Raw genomic sequence first — 26,991 nt, forward strand, 5'->3', positions numbered from 1 at the left:
CAATATGTCATTTGTAAAAGTAACGGAACAGGCCTCACACTATCGTCACCTTGAAAAGATGAGCGTGCAGGAACTGCTGACCAACATGAACAAAGAGGATCAGACCGTTCCGTTAGCCGTGGAAAAAGCCATCCCGCAAATAGAGAAACTGGTAACAGCCGTAGCCGATAAAATGCTGGCAGGCGGTCGCCTCTTTTATATGGGCGCTGGTACCAGCGGCCGTTTGGGCGTGGTAGATGCCTCTGAATGTCCGCCTACTTTTGGCGTGCCGCAAGGCCTGGTAGTAGGATTGATTGCCGGCGGCGATACGGCCATACGCAAAGCCGTGGAGTTTGCGGAAGACAGCCGCACACAGGGCTGGGAAGATCTGCAGGCATACAATATCACCGATAAAGATGTAGTAGTGGGCATCGCTGCCAGCGGTACCACGCCTTATGTAATAGGCGCGCTCAATGAATGCCGCAAGCATGGTATCGTTACGGGCAGTATCAGCTGTAACCCGGATACGCCGGTATCTGCGGCGGCCGACTTTCCCGTGGAGGTAGTGGTAGGCCCCGAGTTCGTAACGGGCAGCACACGCCTGAAAAGCGGCACTGCGCAGAAACTGGTGCTGAACATGCTGTCTACCGCCGTGATGATCCAGCTCGGCAGGGTAGAAGATAACAAAATGGTGAACATGCAGCTCAGCAACGAAAAACTGGTAGACCGCGGCGTGAAAATGCTCATGGAACAATTATCACTCACCGATTATGAACAGGCGCAACAACTGCTGTTAAAGGCCGGCAGCGTGAAAAAAGCGGTGGACGACTTCACCGGAAAATGATTTAAAAAACCTTTGCACCCATAAACCAGGTATGCACAACATAGAGCCATATTACAACTGGCGGCATTTGTACACCGCCGAAGAAGATGAGTACTCTCCCTTTTATGGAAGAGAATACAGTGAGTTTGAATATTCCAATTCGGTGTATAACTATTATATACACCCACAGTGGGATGAATTTGGCTCACGCAACCTGTACATGAAAATCCTCTTCATCGATTACCAGTTTAACTTCGCTATCATAGAATTACTGGGAGAATGGAATGATGCCATTGATAACGACATCATGACCATGAAGCGTAATATCATCGATACCCTTATCGCCCAGGGCATCACAAAATATATTCTCATCACGGAAAATGTGATGAACTTCCATTCCTCCGATGATTGTTATTATGAAGAATGGTGGGAAGATATCCGCGATGAAGGCGGCTGGATCGTAAGCCTGAACATGCCGGTACAAACCCGTGAAGAGTTTGAAAGAGCCCGCCTGCACTACTATGTTCACCTGCTCGATGATGATAAATGGCGGACATATCAACCATTACACCTGTTCAATATGGTGGATAATATCATGTTAAAACGGCTGGAATAATATTAATTTTCATTACAAAATGAAAGATATTATGCGTGTTTGTATGATTATGAATACATAGTGCATATGAATAATAATATATGCGTATAAAAACCTGATAAATATCATTTGGTTTTTATTTTTCCTGCGTTAAATTTGCCCGACATTTCAAACATCTTTTTATACTAGGAAGCTTAGAATTTTACTTATGAAGTGGTCACAGTTTTTTAATACCTCTATCGGTAAGAAGTTATTGGTAGGTGCTACCGGCTTGTTTCTTTGCAGTTTTGTTATTGTACACCTGGCAGGTAATTTCCAGCTGTTGTACAACGACGAAGGCAAGGCCTTTAACGCATATGCTGCGTTTATGGGACACAACAGCCTGATTCAGTTTATTGCCTGGGGGCTGAAAATTGTGATACTGCTGCACGCCATCATTGCGCTCCAGCTCACGTTCAGCAACAGAGCAGCCCGTCCGGTGAAATATACCATCAACCCGGGTAATCAGACATCTTCCTGGTTCAGTCGTCAGATGGCCATTATGGGAAGTATCCTTTTAATCTTCATTGTTATCCACCTGGTTAATTTCTGGGGACAATTCCACTACGCGGAAATGCCCACCCGTACTTATGAAGGCAGCATTGAACCGTTGAAAGACCTGTACGCTTTATCTTATGAAACCTTTAAGAATGGCTGGCTGGTTGCATTGTACGTGATCGGGATGATCGGTTTGTCTTTCCACCTGATCCACGGCTTTAAAAGCGCCTGTCAGACCTTTGGTTTAAATCATAAAAAATACAACGGCTTACTCAGCTTCATTGGCATATGGTTGTTTGGTATCGCAATTCCTATCGGTTTTGCCATCATCCCCGTTGTAATCTATTTCAAATAATTCTGTAAAGTAAGGATATATGTTTGACGCAAAAATTCCTGCCGGACCATTAAATTCCAAATGGGAAGACTATAAAGGACACTGTAAACTGGTGAACCCTGCCAATAAGCGCAACCTGGAAGTGATTATCATTGGTACTGGTTTGGCCGGCGCTTCAGCAGCGGCTTCATTAGGAGAGTTGGGATATAAAGTAAAAGCATTCTGCTTTCAGGATAGTCCGCGCCGCGCACACAGTATTGCTGCCCAGGGTGGTATCAATGCGGCCAAAAATTATCAGAATGACGGCGACTCTGTTTTCCGCTTGTTCTACGACACAGTAAAAGGTGGTGACTACCGCGCCCGCGAAGCTAACGTACACCGTTTGGCAGAAGTGAGCGGTAATATTATAGATCAGTGCGTGGCACAGGGTGTTCCCTTTGCACGTGAATACGGTGGCCTGTTAAGTAACCGCTCTTTCGGTGGTACACAGGTACAGCGTACTTTTTATGCCGCCGGTCAAACCGGTCAGCAGCTGCTCCTCGGCGCCTACTCCGCTCTGGAACGCCAGGTAGCACTCGGCAACGTGAAAATGTACAACCGCCACGAAATGCTCGACATCGTGAAAATCGATGGTAAAGCACGCGGTATCATTGCACGCGACCTGATCACCGGCGAACTGGAACGCCATTTCGGTCATGCCGTACTGATCTGTAGCGGTGGTTATGGCAACGTGTTCTACTTGTCTACCAACGCCATGGGCTCTAACGTAACCGCCGCCTGGAAAGCAACTAAAAACGGCGCTTACTTCGCTAACCCCTGCTTCACACAGATCCATCCTACCTGTATCCCGGTTTCCGGCGATCACCAGTCGAAACTGACCCTCATGTCAGAATCACTGCGTAATGACGGTCGTATCTGGGTGCCTAAAAAACAAAACGATACCCGCAAAGCCAGCGACATTCCTGAAGACGAAAGGGATTACTACCTGGAAAGAAGATATCCTGCATTCGGTAACCTCGTTCCCCGCGACGTGGCCTCCCGTGCAGCAAAAGAAAGATGCGATGCCGGTTATGGCGTAGGTACTTCCAAACAGGCAGTATACCTCGACTTTGCCGCAGCCATCGAACGTTATGGTAATATTGAAGTGGGTAAACGCCAGCTCTCCAATGTTTCCAAAGAAGAAGTGATTAAACTGGGTAAAGAAGTAGTAGCCGAGAAATATGGTAACCTGTTCGACATGTACGCCAAAATCACCGGTGAAAATCCTTACGAACTGCCTATGCGTATCTATCCTGCAGTACACTACACAATGGGTGGCCTCTGGGTGGATTATGAACTGGGTACCACCGTTCCGGGATTATATTCCCTGGGAGAAGCTAACTTCTCCGACCACGGCGCTAACCGCCTGGGTGCATCTGCACTGATGCAGGGCCTGGCCGACGGTTACTTCGTGATTCCTTACACAGTAGGTAACTACCTCGCAGATGAAATCCGCACAAAGGCAATCCCTACCGACCATCCCGCTTTCGTGGAAGCAGAAAATAAAGTAAGGGAAACCGTTAATAAGCTCATCAACATCAAAGGCACCAAATCAGTCGATTTCTTCCACAAGAAACTTGGTAAAATCATGTGGGACAAATGTGGTATGGCGCGTAATGAACAGGGCCTGAAAGAAGCGATCGAAGAAATCAAAGCGCTGCGCGCTGAGTTCTGGAGAGATGTGCGTGTTCCCGGTGAAGCCAATGAGTTCAACCCCGAACTGGAAAAAGCCGGTCGCGTGGCCGACTTCCTGGAACTGGGCGAATTAATGTGTATCGATGCACTGAACCGCCGCGAATCGTGTGGTGGCCACTTCCGCGAAGAATCACAAACAGAGGAAGGAGAAGCCAAACGTGACGACGAAAACTTCAGCTACGTATCTGCATGGGAATACAAAGGCGATGGCCAGTATGAACTGCACAAAGAACCGCTGGAATTCGTTGAATGTAAACCAACACAGCGTAGCTACAAATAATGGTTATTGGTAAACCGTTTAACGGTTAGCCAGGATTATAAATCAAATAATTGTCCAAGGTATATGGAACATTATAACATGAACCTCACATTAAAAGTGTGGAGGCAGAAAAACAAAAACGATCAGGGTAGATTTGAAACTTTACAGGCAAAAAACATTTCTTCTGAAATGTCTTTCCTGGAAATGTTTGACGTAGTGAATGAAGAGCTGATCAATGAAGGCAAAGAACCAATAGCATTTGACCACGATTGCCGCGAAGGTATCTGCGGTATGTGCTCCATGCATATCAACGGCCGCGCACACGGTCCGTGGGATGGTACTACTACCTGCCAGCTGCACATGCGCGCTTTCAAAGATGGCGATACCATTACGGTAGAACCCTGGAGAGCAGGCGCATTCCCGGTAATTAAAGATCTGACGGTAGACAGATCTGCTTTCGACCGCATCATCGAAGCAGGTGGTTATATTTCCGTAAACACAGGTAACGCACAGGATGCGAACTGTTTACCGGTAGATAAAAATAAAGCCGACCTGGCTTTCGCAGCTGCTGCCTGTATCGGTTGCGGCGCCTGCGTAGCCGCCTGTAAGAACTCTTCCGCCATGCTGTTCGTATCAGCCAAAGTATCCCAGCTGGCATTGCTGCCACAGGGTCAGCCTGAAAGAACAACCCGCGCCCTCAACATGGTAGCGCAAATGGATAAGGAAGGCTTTGGTAGCTGTACCAACACCGGCGCCTGCGAAGCAGAATGCCCGAAGGAAATTTCCCTCACCAATATCGCCCGCCTCAACAGGGAGTTCATTGGAGCAGGATTTTCTTCTGAGAAATAAGCGCGCGCGGAGTTTGTCTTGCTCAGGATTACACTGATTAGGCTGATTACCTTGATTTTTTTCTTTTAATATACTAAGGAGATAAGAATGGCTTGTTCATTCTTATCTCCTTTCTTTTTACATTCTTTCCCAAAAAACAAAAAATCCAAAACCCGCTGTCATCTCCTCAAATCCCTTAAAAATCCAAAAAATAAAATCCCCCAAATCAGCATAATCAGCGTAATCCTGAGAAAGACAACCTCCGCTCCCCCCGCTCATCCATCGAACTTTATCTTTCTAAATTTTTTTACTATCATGTGTTTTTTCCACGCAATGTAAAACAGAGAACATATGTCAGAACAATCACGCAGAAAGTTTATCAAACACATCGGCAGCACTGCCGCACTGCTCGGAATAGGCCAGCTGGCGGCCCTCGCAAATGAAAAGGAACATGTAGAAATCCTGCAGCCCGAAAAAAGGATCGCTCCCAGCGACAAAATCCGTATCGCATGTGTAGGAATGGGTATTATGGGATTCGGAGATGTGGAAACTGCTATCAAAGTGCCGGGAGTGGAATTTGTGGGCGCTGCCGACCTGTACACCGGTCACCTCGACAAAGTGAAGGAAGTGTTTGGCCCGCAGGTATATACTACCCGCGACTACCGCGAATTACTCAAACGAAAAGATATAGATGCCATTATTGTAGCTACACCCGATCACTGGCACGATACGATTGCCATCGCTGCAATGGAAGCCGGTAAAGCCGTGTACTGCGAAAAGCCGATGGTACAGCAGATAGAAGAAGGCCATAAAGTAATTGCCGCACAACAACGCACCAAAGCCGTTTTCCAGGTGGGTAGCCAGCGCGTTAGCAGCGTAGCGCTTGCGGAGGCGCGTAAACGTTACCAGGCCGGTGAAATAGGACGGCTGAACGTAGTGGAAGCCCGGATGGACCGCCACAGCGCACTCGGAGCCTGGCAATATTCCATCCCGCCTGATGCATCCCCTGCTACCGTGGATTTTGATACCTTCCTGAAAGATACCTCCAAGGTGCCTTTCGACCCGGTGCGTTTTTTCCGCTGGCGTAATTACCGTGCCTATGGAACCGGCATCCCCGGCGACCTGTTTGTACACCTGATTTCCGGCCTGCATTTTATTACCGGATCGCTTGGCCCCACATCTATTTATGCCAGCGGCAACCTGGTACAATGGAAAGATGGCCGCGATGTGCCGGATGTGGTAGTGGCCATTTTTGACTATCCCGAAACTAAAGAACATCCCGCCTTCCAGATGACACTCCGCGTGAATTTCGCCGACGGCAGCGGCGGTGGGGAATACACACGTTTTATTGGCACCGAAGGTGTATTGGAACTGGGCTGGAACGACTTTAAAATCAAGAAACACAAACTGCCCGAAGCGCCAGGCTACGGTGGCTGGGACACTTATAACACTTTCACCAAGGCCCAACAGGCGCAATATGTGAAAGAGTATAATGCCAAATACCCGGCAGATAAACGCAATGCCATCGAAACATCCAACTCCTACGCTCCCCCCAAAGGATACGACGACCGGCTGGAACATTTCACCAATTTCTTTGAATCCATGCGCTCCGGTAAACCCGTTGTGGAAGACGCCGTATTCGGTCTTCGCGCTGCAGGACCAGCCCTGGTTACAAATGAAAGTTACTTCAGCAAAAAACTGATCAACTGGGACCCGGTAAATATGAAAATAGTGTAGGGAGAATTCGTAATTTGTAATGCTTTTGAGTTAAAACCTTACTATTTAAATCTATCTCCTATGTTTAAAAACTTCCAGGGTAATTGTTGGTTGCTTTTGGGAACGGTGCTTTTGTCTTGTAATCAAAAGAAAAATACTATGAACGACCAGGCTGATATAAAACCTCCGGTAGCAGAAAAGATAGCTAAAGAACTCAGCATCCACGGCGACAAACGGATCGATAATTACTACTGGATGAATGATCGGGAAAATCCGAATGTACTGGCCTGGCTGAACGCAGAAAACGCTTATCTCGACACGATCTTGTCGCCCGAAAAAAAGCTCCGCGAAAAACTCTTTACCGAGATGAAATCCCGGATCAAGGAAACAGACATGAGTGTGCCCTATCTTAAAAACGGTTATTACTACTATACCCGTTACGAAGAAGGAAAGGAATACCCGGTGCATTGCCGTAAAAAAGGCAGCCTGGAAGCACCGGAAGAGGTAATGTTGAACGTGAATGAACTGGCTGCAGGTCATGCCTATTGCCACGTGGCCGGCCTGAGTGTAAGCCCCGATGCAAAATTACTCGCTTACGGGATAGATACGGTCAGCCGCAGACGTTATACCATCCGGATCAAAAACCTGGAAACAAACGAACTGCTCACAGACGAAATTCATGAAACCACCGCCGGCAGCACCTGGGCCAGTGATAACAAAACCCTGTTCTACTCCCGCAAAGATACCGTTACCCTCCGGGCCGATCGTATCATGCGACACTCACTGGGTATCGCAGCCGACAAAGAAGTGTATCACGAAGCAGATGAAACGTTTGATGTAGATGTATCTAAAACAAAATCCGGCAAGTATATTATCATCAACAGCGAAAGCACCTTATCATCTGAAAGCAGGATACTGGATGCGGCTAAACCCAACGAAGCATTCCGCATTTTCCAACCGCGTGAAAAAGATATGCTGTACCATGTGGATCACCGTGATGATAAATTCTACATCACCACCAACTGGAACGCACTCAACTTCCGCCTGATGGAAACCGCGCTGGATAAAACTTCCCGTGAAAACTGGAAAGAACTGATCCCTAACCGCAGCGATGTATTGCTGGAAGGAGTGGAGCTGTTTAAAGAGTTTACGGTATTAGAAGAAAGAAAGGGCGGTTTAACCCATATCCGGATCATCAATGATAAAACACACACGGAAAAGTATTTGCCATTTTCAGAAGCAGCGTATACTGCTTCCGTAAGCAGTAACCCGGAAATGGACAGCAAGGAACTGCGGTATAACTATACATCCATGATCACACCCAACTCGGTGTATGATTACAATATGGAAACGGGCGCCAATGAACTGAAGCGTCAGCAGGAAGTACTGGGCGGCTATGATCCGAAAGATTATGCAACAGAGCGGTTGTTTGCCACCGCCACAGACGGTACTAAAATTCCGGTGTCCATTGTATATAAGAAAACGTTTGAAAAAAATGGCAAGGGGCCGTTATTGCTGTATGGTTATGGTTCCTATGGCAACAGCATGGATGCCACTTTCAGTTCTACCCGGTTAAGTTTACTCGATCGTGGTTTTGCTTTTGCGATCGCGCATATCCGCGGTGGCCAGGAAATGGGACGGCAATGGTACGAAGATGGCAAGATGTTTAAAAAGAAAAACACCTTCACCGATTTCATTGCCTGCGCCAACTTCCTGATACAGCAACATTACACGGATACCGCGCATCTTTATGCGATGGGAGGCAGTGCAGGTGGCCTGCTGATGGGTGCTGTAGCTAATATGGAGCCTACCTTGTTCAATGGCATCGTGGCACAGGTACCTTTTGTGGACGTGGTTACCACCATGCTGGATGAAAGTATTCCGCTTACCACTGGTGAGTTTGATGAGTGGGGCAATCCAAAAAATAAAGACTCGTACGATTACATGAAATCCTATTCTCCTTACGATAACGTGGAGCATAAGGCTTATCCGAATATGCTGGTAACCACCGGGCTGCACGATTCACAGGTACAATACTGGGAGCCGGCAAAATGGGTGGCGAAATTAAGGGAAATGAAAACAGATCATCATTTACTGCTGTTGCATACCAATATGGAAGCTGGCCACGGTGGCGCCTCCGGAAGGTTTAAAGCACTGGAGGAAGTGGCGTTGGAGTATTCATTCCTGCTGAAGCTTGAAGGGAAGTAAGGAAGGAGATAAAAAATTAAAAGCCTGCCGGTACATGATGCCGGCAGGCTTTTTTTATTTGGTGAGCATCTTTGCAGATGTTACTGTTTGCCCATAAAAGATCTCCGCCATCTTATCAAAAATTCCGGGATCATCTGTTGTATAAAAACTACGCTGCTGTTGCTTACTCAGCCTGCTTTCCATTTCAGGATGACGTTTCAGGTAGTCTTTCAGGCTGTGCGCCACAATTTTACCCTGCGACAAAACAGTAATACCGCCGGGTAAAAACTGTTTGATCTTTTTCATCAGCAGGGGATAGTGGGTGCAACCGAGTACCAGGGTATCGATACCTGGTGAGCCCAATAATATCTTATCCAGGTACTCCTTTACAAAGTAGTCTGCTCCTTCGCTTTCGTGTTCGTTATTTTCAATCAGCGGTACCCACATCGGGCAGGCCAGCTGATGTGTTTTTACATGCGGGAAAAACTTATGGATTTCCAGCGGGTAAGACTCAGATGACACCGTACCATTGGTAGCCAGTATGCCTACTTCACCGGTTTGCGTGATGGTACCTACCATTTCTGAAGTAGGACGGATCACGCCCAGTACCCGGTTGTCGGGAGCTATATTGGGCAGATCTTTTTGCTGGATGGTGCGCAGCGCTTTAGCAGAGGCCGTGTTACAGGCCAGGATGACCAGCGGGCAACCCATCGCAAACAGTTTTTGTACACATTCCAGCGTATAAGCGTGAATGGTATCAAAGCCACGGTTGCCGTAAGGTGCGCGGGCGTTGTCGCCCAGGTAGATGTAATCGTACTGCGGGAGTTCCGCTACTATTTCCCTGAGTACGGTTAATCCGCCGTAGCCGGAGTCGAATATGCCGATCGGACCCATGATTATTCGGTATCTTTTTGCATCAGGCCGGAACCTGTTAAGTCATAGATCTTTTGAATTTCGTGCAGTACGCCTTCGAAATCAATTTGGAGGTCTTTCAGCAAGCCGTTTTTCAAGTCATACACCCAGCCGTGTACGGTAGGGAATCCTTTTCCTACGTACGACTTCTGTACCGCTGCGGTTTTGATTACGTTAATACATTGTTCCTGCGTATTGAGTTCAACGAGGCGGTTGTAGCGTGCATGTTCGTCGCCGATAGCGTTGAGTTCGTCCATGTGCAGCCGGTAAACATCACGGATGTTGCGTAACCATGGGTTCAGGATGCCAAGATCTTTCGCTTGCATGGCTGCCTTTACGCCGCCGCAGTTATAATGCCCGCATACGATGATGTGTTTTACTTCCAGGTGTACTACCGCATAATTGATGACGCCCATTACGTTGAGGTCGGTATTGGGAACAAGGTTGGCTATATTGCGGTGTACAAAAACTTCACCTGCTTCAAGCCCCATGATCTCGTTGGTGGGAACGCGGCTGTCGCTGCAACCAATATACAGATAGTCTGGTTTCTGGGAGTCGGCCATTTTTTCGAAAAACTCCTTGTCTGTGGCCGTTTTGGAAGCTATCCAACGTTTATTGTTCTCAAATATCTCGTTATATGCTGTCATGCGGTTCCATTTTTATGCGCTAAAGATACGCATAGAAAGATATATGCAGACAACCCTTTCATGATGAATGGGTTAACGAGTACTTTTTATTGATATGCCTGGCAGGACGCCTTCTTGGAAACCCCGCATAAAATCTGTACCTTCGCAGCTTCAAAATTTACATAGCCAGCATGATCAGTGTTAAAAACGTAACGCTCTCTTTTGGTAAGAGAGTATTGTTTGACGAAGTAAACCTCAATTTCACAAAAGGGAACTGTTATGGTGTGATTGGGGCCAATGGAGCAGGTAAGTCTACTTTTCTGAAGATATTGTCCGGTGAAATAGAACCGAATAAAGGTACTGTGGAAATCACCCCCGGTGAGCGCATGAGCGTGCTCACGCAGAACCACTTTGGGTTTGATGAGGTTACCGTACTGAATGCCGTATTGATGGGTAATAAGAAGCTTTGGGAAATAGCGCACGAAAGGGACACTATTTACGCCAAGGAAGATTTTACCGAAGAAGACGGTATGCGCGCAGGCGAATTGGAAGCTGAATATGGCGAAATGGGTGGTTATACCGCAGAAAGCGATGCAGGAGTACTGCTGAGCGATCTGGGTGTGAAGGAAGAAATGCATGGAGTGCTCATGAAAGACATTGCCGGCAGCCTTAAAGTGCGGGTACTGCTTGCACAGGCGCTGTTCGGTAATCCTGATATCCTGCTGCTGGATGAGCCTACGAATGACCTTGACGTGGAAACCATCGGCTGGCTGGAAAACTTCCTGGCCGATTATGAAAATATCGTGATCGTGGTATCCCACGATCGTCACTTCCTGGATGCCGTATGTACGCATGTGGCAGATGTGGACCGTGCAAAGATCCAGATCTTCAGTGGTAACTACACCTTCTGGTACGAATCATCCCAGCTGATGGCCCGCCAGATTGCAGATAAGAACAAGAAGATGGAAGATAAGCGTAAAGACCTCATGGACTTTATCGCCCGGTTTAGCGCCAACGCCTCCAAAAGCAAGCAGGCCACTTCCCGTAAGAAAGCCCTCGAAAAACTGGTGGTGGAAGATATCCAGCCTTCTAACCGTAAGTATCCGGGTATCATCTTCAAGCAACAGCGTGAAGTAGGTAACCAGATCCTGAACATAGAGAAACTGGAAAAACTGGTGGATGGCCGCAAACTCTTTACAGATGTTACTTTCTCCGTTAACAAGGGAGATAAGATCGCATTCCTGTCTAAAGATCACCTGGCCCTCACTACTTTCTTTGAAGTGATCAACAATGAAGCAAAAGCCGACGGTGGCAAGTTTGAATGGGGTACCACTGTTACCAGTGCCTACCTGCCAAACGACAACTCCGCGTTCTTTACCAATAAAGACCTGAACCTGATGGATTGGCTGCGTCAATACGTACCACCACATGTAACAGATGTGGATGAGCCTTTCCTGCGTGGATTCCTGGGTAAGATGTTATTCGGCGGAGATGAGATCATGAAGAAAACTTCGGTGCTGAGTGGTGGTGAAAAAGTACGTTGCATGATCAGCCGCATGATGCTGCAGGATCCCAATGTGCTGATACTTGATGAGCCTACCAACCACCTGGATCTGGAATCTATCCAGTCTTTCAACGAAAGTATGATCAACTACAAAGGCGTGGTGTTGTTCACCACCCATGACCATACCTTCATGCAATCAGTAGCCAACCGTATTATTGAGCTGACGCCTAAAGGCATTATCGACAGGCTGATGACCTTTGATGAGTACCTGGCAGATGAGCGTGTGAAAGCTCTGCGTGAAGAAATGTACGGCAGCGCGGTTTTAGCGTAAAAGTAAGATAACTGAAAATAATTGAAGCGAATGGTCTGCCGGTCATTCGCTTCTTTTTTTAATGGTGTTTTATATCTTACAGATACTCCTCTATTACCTTTAATTTATTTTTATCGAGCGGCTTTGTAATGTACGCCATCAGCTCCGGCGTATGCTGCACTTTTTGCATGTCACGTACATCCACAGAGGAAGAACACATTATAATCGGGATGGTATTTTTCAGAGAAGTTTTCAATCCTCTGTAGGCCTCAATAAAATCCCAGCCATTCATTCGCTGCATATTCATATCAAGAATGATAAGAGAGGGTAAGGTAGTTTGCGGGGTACTGGAAAGCTGCTCCAGGGCCTCTTCTGCACAGAGAAAAGAGGTAACTATCAGGTGATTGCTTTGGTGCCCCAACATTTTTTTGATGATAAAATGAAATATTTCATCATCATCTACAACGTACACTATTTTATTCATGTCTTCCATGCTTCGGTTTTAATTGGGCTTCTGATCTTATCCAATAATAACAAAAGGCGCACATAAGACGATGTTAAAGAATGAATCACGGGCTAAACCGGCATCATATGCCTGTCACATTCTTCTTCTTAAGCATTGGTCAGGGGAGTGCAGTGGCCTCCGGCTATCTTTAATTGTGCAGCAAAGAACGTTAATTTAATTTTATTTTTATATATATCTTTTTGTCAATAACTAATCATTAACAAATGAGATAAGCGAAAAAAATACCATGAATCCGCTATAAAACCGCCACAAAAGCGAATGGCCGGAGTGAAAGAATAATCTTTGCTCCGGCCATCGACTTTATCCTGAATGCTGATTGTTACTAAAACAAGCCGCCTTTTTTCAGTGTTACTTTACCTTGTCCTATTTTGAAACCGTTGTGATAGATTTCAACTGCATAATCGCCTACCTTGAAATCGGAGTTCTGTTTCCAGTCCATGCTTACGGTTTGTTTCTGACCAGTAGTATAAGCAACTGTTTTCTTGGCAGTATATAATTTTTCAGTACCATCTTCCAGTGTAAAACGGCCGGAACCCAGCGCTTCTACAGCCAGTGGCGCTCCATCCGGAGCAGTAATGGCCACAAAAATTTCTTTATCACCGGTTGGTGCAATACGGTTTGTCGTCCAGGTCAAAAGTAACCCGCATCATATCAGCGCGTTTTGCTTTGCTGGTTTCTACTTCTTTACCGTTATTCTTTACACGGATCGGTAACAGTTTAATGTTGGAAGCATGGAGTACGGAACCCAGGTCCACTTTTTTATTCAGACTGTCCTTTACCACAGACACAGAGTCGCGCTCTTTACGTGCATAATCTCTTTCACCAGCCAATACTATTTTTTCACCTTCCAGGCGTTCAATAGTTTCTGAATAACCTTCAATATTGGATTTCAGTTGCTCAATCAAACGACGGGCTTCCGCCAGTTGCGCCTGTGTAGCATTTTTGTTGTTCAGGATAGTAGAGATCCTGGCTTTCATATCCTGTATTTCCTTATCTTTTGTTTTAACCAGGCTATCCATCCGGGTGTTCTGTGAAACCAGATCATCCAGGCGGGCATTGGCCGCATTGTATTCCTGCTGCAGTGCGTCACGTGACGAAGAGATCGAATCTATCTGGGTGCTTTTTTGAACAATTTGCTCGTTGGATTTATTCTTATCATACAACATATATATCCAGGTACCGGCTAATGCTGCAATTAAAATACCGTAAATTAGACCGTTGCGGCTACGTGGTTTTTCTGGTCCGGGTGATCCCGGTGCAGGTGAATTAAAAGTGTTCTCCGTCATAGTTGTGAGTTTTATGTTTATTGTTATATGGTTAAAAATTGTTATTCAAAAGTACTTATAATATTCCTATTTTATAAATAGCTATAAAACTGTTTTTCAATCGTGCTTCCAAATATTGCGTTAGATCAATTATTACTGTTGGACATAGAAACAACACCCGCAGCTCCTGCTATAGAGCACTTATCCGAAGACATGCAACAGCTCTGGCGTGACAAAATTGCAAAAACTGCGCCAGTTTCCGGAAATGAAGATTCAGCATACGCTGACAGGGCTGGCATCTACGCCGAATTTGGGAAAATTGTGTGCATTTCGGCCGGCTTCTTTAGTCTTGAAAATAACAGGTACCAGCTAAGGCTGAAATCATTTTGTAATGATGATGAAGCAGTTGTGCTGTCAGGATTTTTAGAATTAATCAATAAATTCTATGCGAAATATCCCCGGTTCCAGTTTGCCGGGCATAACATCAAAGAATTTGATATTCCTTTTATTTGCAGGAGGTCTGTTATCCATCAATTATCTTTGCCACAGCCTTTACAGCTGCACGGATTTAAACCCTGGGAAATTCCCATGCTCGATACCCTGCATCTGTGGCGCTTCGGGGACTTTAAACATTATATTTCCCTGAAACTTCTAACGGCCGTTATGGGTATTGATACGCCCAAAGACGATATAGACGGCAGCATGGTAGGCAAGGTATACTGGGAGGAAAAAGATCTGGAACGTATTGCCGCCTATTGCCAGAAGGATGTACTGGCGGTAGCACAGCTGCTGCTGAAGTTCAAACGTTTACCGGCATTGACACAGGAAGATATTATTATCGTAAAAAAATAGACAAAAAGCATTCTAGTAATGGAGTACCAGGATATCATCAGGGATTGGAAGCAGCAAAAATTCAAATCATTATACTGGCTGGAAGGAGATGAGGACTTTTTTATTGACCAGGTGACCAGCTATGCAGAACATGAGCTGTTACCTGAATCAGAAAGAGGCTTTAACCTCACGGTCCTTTATGGAAAGGATACTGACTGGAGCCAGGTGATCAACGCCTGCCGCAGGTACCCGATGTTCGCTGAAAGACAGGTGGTACTGCTCAAAGAGGCGCAGGCCATGCGCGATCTGCTGAAACTGGAAACCTATATCGATAACCCGCTTACTTCTACGGTGTTTGTAGTGGCGCATAAACAGGGCAAAATAGATGGCAGGAGTAAAATGGCCAAGCTCATAAAGGAAAAAGGCGTACTCCTGTCTACCAAAAAATTATATGATAACCAGCTGCCCACGTGGGTTGAAAGCTATGTGAGCAGCCGCGGACTGGCCATCTCACAAAAAGCGGCTATCCTCCTGGTAGATCATATCGGTAACGACCTTTCCCGTATCTCCAATGAAATAGATAAGTTGCTGGTAAACCTTCCCGCCCAGAAAAAGATCGACGAAGCGGATATTGAAAAGTATGTGGGCATCAGTAAAGAGTACAATGTATTTGAACTACAAAACGCCCTGGGACAGAAGAATACGGCTAAAGTATTCCGGATCATCGCTTACTTTGCCGCCAATCCCAAAGCAGCGCCCATCCAGATGACATTGCCCGCACTCTATAATTTCTTCGCTAAAGTAAACCTCATTTTCAGCGTAAAAGGGGGCGAAAAAGAGGTGGCCACGGCGCTGGGTGTACATCCGTTTTTTGTAAAGGACTATATGAACGCTGCCCGTCAATACGGACCCGAAGGAACCGAGAAAGCTATTTTGCTGCTGCACCAGTATAACCTGCGGAGTATAGGCATTAACGATAGTGGCGTGGAAGACGGGGAACTGATGAAAGAACTGATGTATAAGGTGATGAATTAATTAATTATGCTGTTTTTTATGGCTATTGGGGTAAAGAAGATATTCAGATTGCTGTTTGGCCTGCTGTGTTTCGTTTTAAGTAGTTGCTGCGCTTTAATTGTGCTGATGAACATCATCACTCTTCATCGTGGAGCGATCGGGTTGGATCTTAGCATGAGCACCAACACGGCTATGATCATGTGTTTTTATGTAATCGCGTCTGCCTTTTTTCTATGGCGTGGGGTTCGTTTAATGAAGCCCCCTAAAAAGGACGAGCAAAAAACGGAACTCCTGGGAGAAGAATTCTAAATCTTCGCCAGTATCTCCTTTGCCTGCGCAGAATCCTTATCCATTTGTACTATCAGCGCATCTATATTGTCAAATTTCAGGTTGGAGCGGATGTATGCTACAAAATGAACCGTTAATTCCTGCCCGTAAATATCTTCATGAAAATCAAAGATGTGTACTTCCAGACGGAGATCGGTGCCATTAAAAGTAGGGCGGAAGCCGATGCTCATCACGGCAGGTAATAATTCGCTGCGGCCGCTGAGCTGGGCGTTTACGGCGTAAATACCTTCAGCCGGAATCAGCTTTCTTTCGTCGGTGAGGTGCAGATTAGCGGTGGGATAACCCAGTTGCCGGCCCATTTTATCGCCATGCACTACGGTGCCGGTTAAAAAATAGGTGTAATCCAGCAATTCATTGGCCAGCCGGATATCGCCTTCCTGCAGGCTTTTACGGATTTTGGTAGAACTCACCGTAAGATCATGTACTACCTGCTGCGGAATTTCGATCAGGGTAAAGCCATACTGCTGCTGCTCTGCTTCGAGCAGTTCCAGTCCGCCTTCCCGGTTGTGGCCAAACCGGTGGTCGTAGCCTATAATAATGGTGTGCGGCCTGAAGCGCGCTACCAGGAAGTCTTCCAGGTAACTGCGGGCGGGCATCTCAGAAAATTCTTTCGTAAAAGGCACTACTACCAGGTGATGAATGCCGGCACGCTCCAGCAAGGCAATTTTTTCAGGCAGGGTAGTCAGCAGCCGGATATTATTCGGTTTGGGTTGTAATACCTCCCGCGGATGCGGATCAAAGGTAATGATCACGGTTTCGCCGCCGCAGGTGTTGGCAGCCTGCTCCAATTGCTCAATAATGAAGCGGTGGCCTGCATGTACTCCGTCGAAAGTGCCTATCGTGATAACAGCATTACGGAATTCCGGTAAATGGTCTAAGTCCCTGTGAACCTGCATATAAATCAATAACTATCAAAATCGCCGTGCAAATCTAACACATTCGGCGGGCATTCTGCATGGAATCTGTTACTTTTGCAGCCTGAAGAGCATCTTTATTTAGTTTACTTTTTATTTACATATTTATTTATTTCCCGGTGGATAATAATATTTACGCCAAACGCGGTGTTTCAGCAGGCAAGGAAGATGTGCATAATGCCATTAAAAACATTGACAAGGGCCTTTTCCCGAAGGCATTCTGCAAAATTGTACCTGATATTTTAGGAGGCGATGAAGCTTATTGCAATATTATGCATGCAGACGGCGCCGGCACCAAATCTTCCCTGGCTTATATTTATTGGAAAGAAACCGGTGATCTGGGTGTATGGAAAGGCATCGCCCAGGACGCGATTATTATGAACATGGACGACCTGCTTTGCGTGGGTGCTACAGACAATATCCTTCTTTCTTCCACCATTGGCCGCAACAAACAATTGCTGCCGGGTGAAGTAATTGCTGCCATCATCAATGGCACAGAAGAAATCCTGGCAGAACTGCGGAACCACGGTATCAGCATTTACTCTACCGGTGGAGAAACCGCTGATGTAGGTGACCTTGTACGCACCATCATCGTGGATTCTACCGTTACCTGCCGCATGAAACGTGAAGACGTGATCTCCAACGACCGGATCCAGGCAGGCGATGTGGTGGTAGGGCTGGCATCCTACGGACAAGCCACTTACGAAACGGAATACAATGGCGGTATGGGCAGCAATGGCCTCACCAGCGCGCGTCATGATGTTTTCAGCAAAGCTATTGCGGAAAAATACCTCGAAAGCTTTGATCCCAATATTCCTTATGAACTGGTGTTCAGCGGTAAAAAATCGCTGACAGATAAAATAAATATTCCTGGCTTTGGCGCGGTGGATGCAGGTAAACTGGTATTATCGCCCACCCGTACCTATGCCCCTGTGATCAAGAAAGTGCTGGAGCAATTCCGGCCGCAGATTCACGGGATGGTACATTGCAGCGGCGGTGCTCAAACCAAAGTGCTGCACTTCATTGAGAAACTGCACGTGATCAAAGACAACCTGTTCCCGGTGCCTCCGTTGTTTAGTCTTATCCAGGAGCAGTCCGGTACTCCCTGGAAGGAAATGTACCAGGTGTTTAACATGGGACACAGAATGGAACTGTATGTGCCGGAAGCAATAGCAGCTGATATTATCAGCATTTCCAAAAGTTTTAATATCGATGCACAGATCATAGGCAGGGTAGAAGCCGCAGAAGAGAAGAAAGTAACCGTGAAAGCGCCGGCTGGAACCTTTGAATATTAGGTCATAGTGTATAGGGAGTGTATGGAGAGTGCATTGATAGTGCATGAGGAGTCCATCAGAAGTGCATGGAGAGTCCATGGATGATCCATGGTATACCCAGGTATGAGGCATTGGCGAAGTACCCCTGAAGTAATTCCAAGCTGAGGATGATGAATAGAATAAGGGCAGGCCACAGTGTAAAACCGTGGCCTGCCCTTATTGATCATTTATAGTTGTGTTAGTTTTGCAGACTAAACCTGATAGGAAGATTAAACTGCACCGCCACCTGGCGTTCATTTTGCACACCTGGTTCCCATTTCGGCATGGCTTTCACTACCCTTATCGCTTCATCTTCCAGGCCGTAACCTTTCTTTGCGCCTATTGTTCTCACATCATGGATGCTGCCATCTGCATCTACAATAAACTGCACAAAGGTGGTACCGCTTATATTCGCTGTTTGTGCCTGTTTGGGGTAACGGATATTTTTACTAAGATATAATCCAAGGGCATTTTCGCCGCCGGGGAATTTCGGTGGATGTTCCACAAAGGTGAATACTTCTTTATCGTTAGGTGGCGGGAAATTGACGGTATGATCACCGGTTTTCGGTGTCTGTTTGCCAGCATCCAGCATAAAGCGGATAGGCAGGTTAAACTGTACGGAAACAGCCCGGCCCTGATGCCTGCCGGGTATCCATTGCGGCATTCCTTTTACTACGCGCATCGCTTCTTCAGCAAGACCAAAGCCTGGGTTTTTTCCCACTGTACGAACGTCTGTAATATTACCTTCCTCATCCACCACATAACTTACAAACACAGTGCCTGTAATGTTTTTTTCCTGTGCAGCTTTAGGATACCGGGTGTTTTTGGAAAGATATTTTGCAAGCGCTTCTTCTCCGCCCTGGAAAGTGGGAGGCTGGTCTACCGAAGTATAAACGTTGTCTTTCCTGGTGGTTACCTTTTTAACCGGTGTGGTATCCACTGCGATGGTGGCCGAAGGAATAGCAGCAGCAGTGGTGGTAAGCGCCGGAATGGCGGACGGACGCTTATCGGCCACAAATGCAAGGGAGCAAAAAATGAAGGTAGCCAGCGGCAATACCATGATGCGTCGCAGGTAACTGAATCTGGGAGTGTGGAATTGTGTCAGCATAAGGATTCTTCTTTTTATTGGCGGATGAAAAAAGTCGTTTGTAATACTGAATTGTTTGCTTTGAAAGGCCATCTGGAGGATGGTTTGCGCGTAGCCGGCTATTTCTTCCCCGGCTGCTTTTTTGTCGGCCAGGAATTCATGTACCAGTGCCAGTTCCCTTTTTATCAGGTGAAAGAAGGGGTTGATCCAGCATACCGCGGTAACCAGTTCCATGAATAGTTTATCCGTACTGTGTTTCTCCTGCAGGTGTACCAGTTCATGTTTAAATATCTGTTGCCCTTCGGGAGAATTCAATGATGTTTGTTGATCCCAGAAAATATAGCGGAAGAAAGAAAAAGGCGCTTTGATGTCCTTGTTCTTTACAAACCGGTAGGGAGGAATTTCCTGCACCTGGCTGCGGCGGATGAGGTTCTTAATCCTGAAAAGACTGATCAGTGTTCGTGTCAGCAGCAACGCTATCACCGCGATGTACAGGGTGTTGAGCACCATGCCGGAACTGATCCCGGGGTTGGCCGGTATCACGGTTTCGCGGATATTAACAATGCGTGTTGTATAAGACAGCACCGTGGAAGTTTCGGCCGCCTGGCCTGGCAGTGGAATTTTCAGGAGGGGGGTGAGCAGGGAAACCAGGGTGATGAGCACCAGGTAGTACCGGTTCCATTGGTGGAAACGGTTATTACGCAGGGCGATATAGTAGTAGCCGTATAAAACGGCTGAACAGATGATCACTTTGGAGAGATAGGTGAGCAGAACTGTCATGGTTAAGGTTTTTGGGCTGCTTTAATTTTTTGTACCAGTTTCTCCAGTTCAGCGATGCTCAGTTCTTTTTCTTTCACAAAAAAAGAAACCATGTTGCTGAAGGAGCCGTCGAAATAGCCTTTCACGATATTGTTGACTGTTTTGTGGCTGTAAGCATCTTTGGTTACAAGGGCAAAATACTGGTGTGATTTACCGTAAGCTTTAAAGTCGACGAACCCTTTTTCAATCAGTATTTTCACAAGGGTGGACACCGTATTGTAATGCGGTTTGGGTTCGGGCATTACTTCTATGATATCTTTCACGAAGGCCGGGCCGGTTTCCCAGAGTGCCTGCATGATCTGTTCTTCTGCTTTGGTGAGTTGTTTCATATTTCTCGTTTGTAAAACCAAGTTATAACTAATAGTTTAGTTTGACAACTATTTTTTTAGTTTCAGAGAGATGGATATTTGACATATTATCACAACGAGTTATTTTTTAATTAGTTATTTTTGTCCGCACAGACCGTAAAAAACAGAAAGGACATGACGCCTGAACAACCTATCATACAATTAACAAACGCCAGTATATACCAGGGCCATTCATTGATATTAGCTGATGTGAATATCACGGTGAACAAGGGTGAATTTGTGTATCTCATTGGTAAAACCGGTACCGGGAAATCCAGTTTGTTAAAGACATTGTATGGAGATTTACCTTTAAATGATGGCACGGGACAGGTAGTTGGTTTTGATCTTAAGAAGATGGATTGGAAAAAAGTGCCGTATCTTCGCCGGAATCTGGGTGTGGTATTCCAGGATTTTCAGTTATTAACCGACCGCAACGTGCATGATAACCTGAAATTTGCGCTCCGGGCTACCGGTTGGCAGGATCCTAAGGAAATGGAGAATAAGATCAACGATGTACTGGAAAAGGTGGGATTGGGTACCAAAGGCTTTAAGATGCCGTACGAGTTATCGGGAGGGGAGCAGCAGCGTGTGGATATTGCCCGTGCTATGCTGAATTCGCCAAAACTAATCCTGGCGGATGAGCCCACTGGTAACCTGGATCCGGAAACTTCCGATGGTATTATGCAGCTGTTGTTCCGTATTTGCCGTGAAGGAACTGCCATAGTGATGGCCACACACGATTACATAGTATTACAGAAATTCCCGTCGAGAGTACTGCGTACAGAAAACGGGCACGTAACGGATAATGCAGCTGTGAATTTTTCTTCTTAGGAGTTGTTGAGAAAGAAAATATTACGGATGTACATTATCCTTCATTTATTATTAATTTCCCGTTAATTGGTAATTCCTATTTTTTAAATTACCTTTGCACCGGAAAAATAGCGACAAAAAACATTATTATTACTTATTATTTTTAAAGATGTCTTACTTAACTGTTGAAAAGAAAGCCAATATTTTTAAGGAATTTGGTGGAAGCGAAAAAAATACAGGCTCTGTGGAAGCACAAATCGCACTGCTGACTGAGCGTATCAACAGCATTTCCGGTCACCTGAAACAAAACAAAAAAGATTTTTCTACCCACCGTGGTTTGATGAAGATGGTTGGCCAGAGAAAGCGTTTGCTTTCCTATTTATCTAAAACCAACCTCACAGGCTACCGTGCCCTCATTGAGAAGTTAGGTATCAGGAAATAACCATGACTTAATTATAGCGCTATTCCCAACTTATATGGTTGGGAATAGTTTTTTTGTATGTATACCTTTTGTTATTCTTTAGCGATCAAAAAAGAATAATTTTATTTTTAATCCTCACTTTATTATGAATCTGACACCTATTTCAGTGAAATTCGATATAGGAGACGGTCGTATGGTGACCATCGAAACCGGCAAGTTGGCCCGTCAGGCTGACGGTGCCGTTACGGTGCGTTTAGGGAATTCAATATTGCTGGCCACCGTGGTAGCAAATAAAGAACCCAAACCAGGCCAGTCTTTCTTCCCCCTTACAGTTGATTACCAGGAAAAGTTTGCATCCGCCGGCCGTATCCCTGGTTCTTTTTTCAAGCGTGAAGGCCGGTTGTCTGATTCCGAGGTACTTATTTCCCGTTTGATTGACCGCGCTCTGCGTCCCCTGTTCCCCGATAATTATTTATGTGAAGTACAGGTACTGGTGTCCCTGATTTCATCTGATCCCGAAGTAATGCCCGATGCACTGGCCTGTCTGGCTGCATCTGCTGCATTGGCTGTATCCGACGTTCCCATCCAGGAAATTATTTCTGAATGCCGCGTAGCGCGCATCGATGGTAAATTCGTGATCAACCCTAACCGTACTGAACTGGCTAAAGCCGACATGGACTTCATCATCGGTGCTACCGATAAGAACATCATGATGGTGGAAGGTGAAAGTAAAGAGTGCCAGGAAGAAGACCTGATCCTCGCTATTGAAGCAGCACATGCTGCGATCAAAGTGCAGGTTAAAGCACAGGAAGAACTGCGTGACCTGAAAGGTGTAACCGGCAAACGTGAATACGCACAACCTCATCAGAACGAAGAACTGAAAGCAAAAATAGCAACTTTTGCAAAAGATAAAATTTACCAGGTAGCTAAGTCAGCTTCAGCCAAGCACGATCGCAGCGATGCGTTTGCTGCCATCGGTACCGAACTGAAAGAACGCCTGGGTGAATTACCGGAAGAAGACCAGCCACTGGTAAAAGAATATCTGCATGACCTGGAAAAAGAAGTGATCCGCAACATGATCCTGGATGAATCCGTTCGTCTGGATGGCCGTGCACTGGATCAGGTTCGTCCGCTGGCAATGGAAACAGATATCCTGCCTTCTCCTCACGGTTCCGCCCTGTTTACCCGTGGTGAAACACAGTCGCTGACTACCGTTACACTGGGTACTCCGGAAGATGAACTGCTGATCGAAAGCGCAGCCGTTTCCAACTATTCCAAATTTATCCTGCACTACAATTTCCCTCCATTCTCTACAGGTGAAGTGAAAATGATGCGCGGTCCCGGCCGCCGTGAAGTAGGACATGGTAACCTGGCCATGCGCTCCCTGAAGCAAATGATGCCAGGCAGCGACTACGCTTACACTGTAAGGGTGGTTTCTGATATCCTGGAATCAAATGGTTCTTCCTCCATGGCTACCGTATGTGCTGGTTCGCTGGCACTGATGGACGCTGGTGTGCCCCTGCCTAAACACGTTTCAGGTGTGGCAATGGGTCTTATCTCCCGCGCTTCCGATGGTAAATGGGCAGTATTAACCGACATCCTCGGTGATGAAGATCACCTGGGTGACATGGACTTTAAAGTAACCGGTACCCGCGATGGTATTGTGGGTATACAGATGGATATCAAAGTAGATGGTTTAAGCATGGATGTAATGCGCTCTGCACTGGCCCAGGCCAGGAAAGGCCGCCTGCATATCGTGGAAGCCATGTACGAAGTAATGCCGGCTGCACGTCCTGAACCAAAACCACATGCACCACGCATGGAGAAGATCATCATCGACCGTGAATTTATCGGCGCTGTTATCGGACCCGGTGGTAAAATTATACAGGAGATCCAACGCGAAACCGGTACTACCATCAACATCGAAGAAGTTGGTGAAACCGGTGAAGTAAGTATCTTCTCCGCTCAGAAAGAAAGTCTCGATAAAGCAGTTGCATGGGTGAAAGGAATCATTGCAATACCTGAAGTAGGTGAAGTATATGAATCCGTTGTAAAATCCATCATGCCTTACGGTGCTTTCGTGGAGTTCATGCCTGGTAAACAAGGCTTGCTCCACATCTCCGAAGTTTCCTGGAAACGCCTGGAAACAATGGAAGGTGTGCTGACAGAAGGCGAAAAAGTAAAAGTAAAACTGACTGGTACCGATCCTAAAACCGGTAAGTTTAAGCTGAGCCGCAAAGTGCTCATGCCTAAACCGGAAGGTTACGTAGAAAGACCAGAACGTGAAGAGCGTGGCGACAGAGGCGACTTCCGTGATCGTGGAGATCGTGGAGACCGCGGCGGTGATCGTGGCGACAGACGTGGTCCCCGTGACGACAGACGTGGCGGTGATGACAGACGCGGTGGCGGCGAGAGACGTGATTTCAACCGCGACGGTAACCGTGGTGGCGGAAATTACAACGCCGGTCCTGATAAACCTCAGGAGCCTACCTTTGATGCCGAATAGGCGCTGTTATAGCTAGCAGATAACTGGAATTAAATACAAAAGAAAGCAGTCACCCTGGTGGCTGCTTTCTTATTTTTATGACAAGGTGGTTTATCTCCTGGTCAGTTGCTCTACACGGAAAGTGCTTTCCCTGAAAATTTCGCGGCCGCTGTTCAGGCGAAACACCCGGTAATTATTGCCATCCACCGGTTCGGCAATCATCTTATAAGCAGGTTGCAGCGCTTTGGTACTCCTGTCTATCACCCGTACTTCCCCGCCAGCCAGCAGGTCCGGCATAATTTCTTCCACGTAGGGGAGCATAATACCGCCATCTTCTGCCCACAACATATTCATTTTACCGGTACTGTAGCTGAAGTCCTTGTTGGCAGTGTCTTCCAGGTAGCAATAAGCCTTGCGGAAATGATTGCCCATATCTATGGCATTCAGGTGTGCAAACTGCACGCTGTTAAATACCTTGTTACTGTATTTACTGTTGCGCAGGGTGGAATCCATACCCGTCATATATTCCGTGAGATGCTTCCGGTCAAAGATCAATGTTACATTTTCAGTCTGGTAAATGATGGAATCTGTGATAGGTTCAGGAGGCCGTACTTTAATTACCTGGGCCATTCCCGACAGGGACAACGCCACGCCGGTGAGCAGGAGGAACAATGCTTTCATAGGATATATGATATGATTTATTAATCAAATATAACAATTTTTAATATTGAGTGATGATTTTAGCTGCGGATGGGGTGTCAAAACGCTGAAAGCTAGCAGCTAATGGCTATATTTGCTGCCTATGTCTTACATTGCTATTACCATGCGGGCCGGCGCCGCACAAACAGACCTGCTGATTGCCCAATTATCTGAGCTGAAATATGAAGGGTTTGAGGAGCAGCCGGATACGCTGATTGCTTATATTCCTGCCACTGACTTTGACGAGGCCGTATTGCAGCAGCAATTGGCAGCCTACGGGGTAACCTATACAAAAGAAACGATTTTACCGGTGAACTGGAATGCCCTGTGGGAAAGCAATTTCCAACCGGTGCAGGTAGATAATTTTTGTGGTATCCGGGCGGAGTTTCATCCGCCATTTGATCCGCAGCCCGCATATGAAATTATTATTACGCCTAAGATGGCTTTTGGTACGGGGCATCATGCTACCACGGCCTCTATGATAAAGCTCATGGAGCCGCTGGATTTTAAGGGCAAAAAGGTATTTGATTTTGGCACCGGAACCGGTATCCTCGCCATCCTGGCGGAGATGATGGGGGCTGATACAGCGGATGCAATTGACTACGACGAATGGTCCGTAAATAATACGTTGGAGAACATTGCTGCCAACGGGATGAACAAGGTAAAAGTATGGCATGCGGACAACCTTGAGGCAATTACCGGAAAATATGATATATTGCTGGCAAATATCAACTATAACATTTTACTGAAATTTATGGGAGATATGGGGCATTTGTTAATGCCGGGGGGCAAATTACTATTGAGCGGCATCTTACCTACGGATGAAGAAAACATTGCAGCGGCCGCGGTTTCAAAAGGATTTATCATGGAGAAACGGATCGAAAAAGACAACTGGCTGGCGCTCCAATTTTCTGTACCGGACTCAAAATAGATTAAAACTTACATATAAACAGCGTTGATAATCCAACTTTTGTGTTATAATCTTTTCTAATATTCTCTCTATTTTAACACAGAATTTGTTATCTTAGCATTCCTAACTTGTAGTGATGATAGAAATTTTATTGCTTTTTTGTGCTTATCTGATAGGATCTGTTCCTACAGCTGTTTGGGTGAGTAAAGGCGTTTTTGGTATGGATATCCGGGAGTATGGCAGCGGCAATGCCGGCGCCACCAATACATTCCGGGTGCTGGGGCCTAAAGCGGGTACTTTTGTAATGGTAGTAGACATGCTGAAAGGTGTGTTAGCAGTACGTTTAGCTTATCTGGCTCCTTATTATCTTGATCCTGAACATCTTACTCAATTGGTGAACCTCCAGATCGGCCTGGGGCTCGCTGCAGTGGTAGGTCATATATTCCCTATCTGGGCAAACTTCAAGGGCGGTAAAGGAATTGCTACCCTGTTCGGGCTGGTGCTTGCCATACAGCCGTTGGTAGCTTTATGCTGTGTGGGTGTATTTTTAATGATCCTTTTTTTAACGAGATACGTTTCTCTCAGTTCTATTATTGCCAGTATCGCTTTCCCGATCCTGATCCTCTATATCTTCAATGAACCTGAAATCTTTTATCGCATATTTGCTATTGCTGTAGCTTTAATGGTGGTGTTAACCCATCAGAAGAATATCACGCGGCTGTTGAAAGGTGTAGAAAGTAAAGTGCCGTTATTCAAGAACAGAAAAGACAAGAACTAGTTACAGTTATATATTAAAGCAGGAAGCAAAAAGCGACAGCCATAAAAATGTGCATGCTTTTTGCTTTTTGCTTTTTGCGT

At 46.1% G+C, this 26,991-nt stretch carries 26 protein-coding genes; 17 read left to right on the forward strand and 9 right to left on the reverse strand.

Annotated elements, in window-relative coordinates:
* Positions 1-4 precede the first annotated feature (4 nt).
* From murQ to QFZ48_RS17055, 7 genes are all read left to right on the forward strand, one after another.
* Positions 5-823 carry an N-acetylmuramic acid 6-phosphate etherase gene (gene murQ, locus QFZ48_RS17025; RefSeq protein WP_079470451.1) on the forward strand — a complete coding sequence of 273 codons (819 nt, stop codon included), beginning with the start codon at positions 5-7 and terminating at the stop codon, positions 821-823.
* 31 nt (positions 824-854) lie between these two features.
* Positions 855-1,418: a hypothetical protein gene (locus QFZ48_RS17030; protein ID WP_370912394.1), complete on the forward strand. Its 564-nt coding sequence runs from the start codon at positions 855-857 to the stop codon at positions 1,416-1,418.
* 187 nt (positions 1,419-1,605) lie between these two features.
* The gene (locus QFZ48_RS17035; RefSeq protein WP_429050858.1) at positions 1,606-2,289 is read left to right on the forward strand and encodes a succinate dehydrogenase cytochrome b subunit; all 684 of its coding nucleotides are present in this window, start codon (positions 1,606-1,608) and stop codon (positions 2,287-2,289) included.
* A gap of 19 nt (positions 2,290-2,308) precedes the next feature.
* Positions 2,309-4,282: a fumarate reductase/succinate dehydrogenase flavoprotein subunit gene (locus tag QFZ48_RS17040; RefSeq protein ID WP_370912396.1), complete on the forward strand. Its 1,974-nt coding sequence runs from the start codon at positions 2,309-2,311 to the stop codon at positions 4,280-4,282.
* 63 nt (positions 4,283-4,345) lie between these two features.
* Positions 4,346-5,110: a succinate dehydrogenase/fumarate reductase iron-sulfur subunit gene (locus QFZ48_RS17045; protein WP_370912397.1), complete on the forward strand. Its 765-nt coding sequence runs from the start codon at positions 4,346-4,348 to the stop codon at positions 5,108-5,110.
* Positions 5,111-5,440: 330 nt separating this feature from the next.
* Complete coding sequence (locus QFZ48_RS17050) at positions 5,441-6,826, forward strand: Gfo/Idh/MocA family protein (RefSeq protein ID WP_429050856.1); 1,386 nt, start codon at positions 5,441-5,443, stop codon at positions 6,824-6,826.
* A 138-nt stretch (positions 6,827-6,964) separates the two neighbouring features.
* Positions 6,965-9,013: a S9 family peptidase gene (locus tag QFZ48_RS17055; protein ID WP_429050855.1), complete on the forward strand. Its 2,049-nt coding sequence runs from the start codon at positions 6,965-6,967 to the stop codon at positions 9,011-9,013.
* Between the two features lie 54 nt (positions 9,014-9,067).
* Here QFZ48_RS17055 and murI read toward each other — a convergent pair whose 3' ends face one another.
* A complete protein-coding gene (gene murI, locus QFZ48_RS17060; protein WP_370912400.1) occupies positions 9,068-9,886 on the reverse strand; it encodes a glutamate racemase in 819 nt (272 codons plus the stop codon).
* A gap of 2 nt (positions 9,887-9,888) precedes the next feature.
* On the reverse strand, positions 9,889-10,551 hold the full coding sequence (locus tag QFZ48_RS17065; RefSeq protein ID WP_429050853.1) for a carbonic anhydrase: 663 nt from the start codon (positions 10,549-10,551) through the stop codon (positions 9,889-9,891).
* A gap of 170 nt (positions 10,552-10,721) precedes the next feature.
* On the opposite strand from QFZ48_RS17065, the gene QFZ48_RS17070 reads away from it, so the two are divergent.
* Entirely contained in the window at positions 10,722-12,365 is a 1,644-nt protein-coding gene (locus tag QFZ48_RS17070) for an ABC-F family ATP-binding cassette domain-containing protein (protein ID WP_429050851.1), read from the forward strand.
* A 76-nt stretch (positions 12,366-12,441) separates the two neighbouring features.
* Here the strand turns inward: QFZ48_RS17070 and QFZ48_RS17075 are convergent, their stop codons facing one another.
* The 3 genes from QFZ48_RS17075 to QFZ48_RS17085 form a co-directional block, all read right to left on the reverse strand.
* A complete protein-coding gene (locus QFZ48_RS17075) occupies positions 12,442-12,837 on the reverse strand; it encodes a response regulator (RefSeq protein ID WP_429050849.1) in 396 nt (131 codons plus the stop codon).
* 355 nt (positions 12,838-13,192) lie between these two features.
* Positions 13,193-13,504: a hypothetical protein gene (locus QFZ48_RS17080; protein ID WP_429063064.1), complete on the reverse strand. Its 312-nt coding sequence runs from the start codon at positions 13,502-13,504 to the stop codon at positions 13,193-13,195.
* Complete coding sequence (locus QFZ48_RS17085; RefSeq protein ID WP_429063065.1) at positions 13,467-14,156, reverse strand: hypothetical protein; 690 nt, start codon at positions 14,154-14,156, stop codon at positions 13,467-13,469. Before QFZ48_RS17085 ends, QFZ48_RS17080 begins: the two co-directional genes overlap by 38 nt.
* 138 nt (positions 14,157-14,294) lie before the next feature.
* On the opposite strand from QFZ48_RS17085, the gene QFZ48_RS17090 reads away from it, so the two are divergent.
* From QFZ48_RS17090 to QFZ48_RS17100, 3 genes are all read left to right on the forward strand, one after another.
* A complete protein-coding gene (locus QFZ48_RS17090; protein ID WP_370912405.1) occupies positions 14,295-14,987 on the forward strand; it encodes a ribonuclease H-like domain-containing protein in 693 nt (230 codons plus the stop codon).
* 18 nt (positions 14,988-15,005) lie between these two features.
* Positions 15,006-16,001: a DNA polymerase III subunit delta gene (gene holA, locus QFZ48_RS17095; RefSeq protein ID WP_429050847.1), complete on the forward strand. Its 996-nt coding sequence runs from the start codon at positions 15,006-15,008 to the stop codon at positions 15,999-16,001.
* 105 nt (positions 16,002-16,106) lie between these two features.
* Positions 16,107-16,289 (forward strand): hypothetical protein, encoded by a 183-nt coding sequence (locus QFZ48_RS17100; protein ID WP_429050845.1) that lies wholly within the window; start codon positions 16,107-16,109, stop codon positions 16,287-16,289.
* Here the strand turns inward: QFZ48_RS17100 and QFZ48_RS17105 are convergent.
* Entirely contained in the window at positions 16,286-17,224 is a 939-nt protein-coding gene (locus QFZ48_RS17105) for a bifunctional riboflavin kinase/FAD synthetase (RefSeq protein WP_370912408.1), read from the reverse strand. The genes QFZ48_RS17100 and QFZ48_RS17105 overlap by 4 nt on opposite strands.
* A gap of 137 nt (positions 17,225-17,361) precedes the next feature.
* Between QFZ48_RS17105 and QFZ48_RS17110 the strand changes: the two genes are divergently transcribed.
* Positions 17,362-18,537: an AIR synthase related protein gene (locus tag QFZ48_RS17110; protein WP_429063066.1), complete on the forward strand. Its 1,176-nt coding sequence runs from the start codon at positions 17,362-17,364 to the stop codon at positions 18,535-18,537.
* Between the two features lie 217 nt (positions 18,538-18,754).
* Here the strand turns inward: QFZ48_RS17110 and QFZ48_RS17115 are convergent, their stop codons facing one another.
* Both QFZ48_RS17115 and QFZ48_RS17120 read right to left on the reverse strand, forming a co-directional pair.
* Positions 18,755-20,422, reverse strand: coding sequence for a TonB family protein (locus tag QFZ48_RS17115; RefSeq protein ID WP_429050841.1), 1,668 nt, complete (start codon positions 20,420-20,422; stop codon positions 18,755-18,757).
* 2 nt (positions 20,423-20,424) lie between these two features.
* Positions 20,425-20,790: a BlaI/MecI/CopY family transcriptional regulator gene (locus QFZ48_RS17120; RefSeq protein WP_079470433.1), complete on the reverse strand. Its 366-nt coding sequence runs from the start codon at positions 20,788-20,790 to the stop codon at positions 20,425-20,427.
* 153 nt (positions 20,791-20,943) lie between these two features.
* Here QFZ48_RS17120 and QFZ48_RS17125 point away from each other — a divergent pair, with 153 nt between their 5' ends.
* The 3 genes from QFZ48_RS17125 (at position 20,944) to QFZ48_RS17135 (ending at position 24,545) form a co-directional block, all read left to right on the forward strand.
* A complete protein-coding gene (locus tag QFZ48_RS17125) occupies positions 20,944-21,639 on the forward strand; it encodes a cell division ATP-binding protein FtsE (RefSeq protein ID WP_370912411.1) in 696 nt (231 codons plus the stop codon).
* 148 nt (positions 21,640-21,787) lie between these two features.
* The gene (gene rpsO / locus QFZ48_RS17130; RefSeq protein WP_079470431.1) at positions 21,788-22,060 is read left to right on the forward strand and encodes a 30S ribosomal protein S15; all 273 of its coding nucleotides are present in this window, start codon (positions 21,788-21,790) and stop codon (positions 22,058-22,060) included.
* 124 nt (positions 22,061-22,184) lie between these two features.
* The gene (locus tag QFZ48_RS17135; RefSeq protein WP_429063067.1) at positions 22,185-24,545 is read left to right on the forward strand and encodes a polyribonucleotide nucleotidyltransferase; all 2,361 of its coding nucleotides are present in this window, start codon (positions 22,185-22,187) and stop codon (positions 24,543-24,545) included.
* Positions 24,546-24,635: 90 nt separating this feature from the next.
* Here QFZ48_RS17135 and QFZ48_RS17140 read toward each other — a convergent pair whose 3' ends face one another.
* Entirely contained in the window at positions 24,636-25,205 is a 570-nt protein-coding gene (locus QFZ48_RS17140; protein ID WP_370912413.1) for a hypothetical protein, read from the reverse strand.
* Between the two features lie 121 nt (positions 25,206-25,326).
* On the opposite strand from QFZ48_RS17140, the gene prmA reads away from it, so the two are divergent.
* Together prmA and plsY are read left to right on the forward strand one after the other, a co-directional pair.
* Positions 25,327-26,154, forward strand: a complete 828-nt coding sequence (gene prmA, locus QFZ48_RS17145; protein ID WP_429063068.1) for a 50S ribosomal protein L11 methyltransferase — start codon at positions 25,327-25,329, stop codon at positions 26,152-26,154.
* Between the two features lie 115 nt (positions 26,155-26,269).
* Positions 26,270-26,911 (forward strand): glycerol-3-phosphate 1-O-acyltransferase PlsY, encoded by a 642-nt coding sequence (plsY, locus tag QFZ48_RS17150; protein ID WP_429050838.1) that lies wholly within the window; start codon positions 26,270-26,272, stop codon positions 26,909-26,911.
* Positions 26,912-26,991: the final 80 nt, after the last annotated feature.

Source organism: Chitinophaga sp. W2I13, from assembly GCF_050434005.1.
Classification (GTDB): Bacteria; Bacteroidota; Bacteroidia; order Chitinophagales; family Chitinophagaceae; genus Chitinophaga.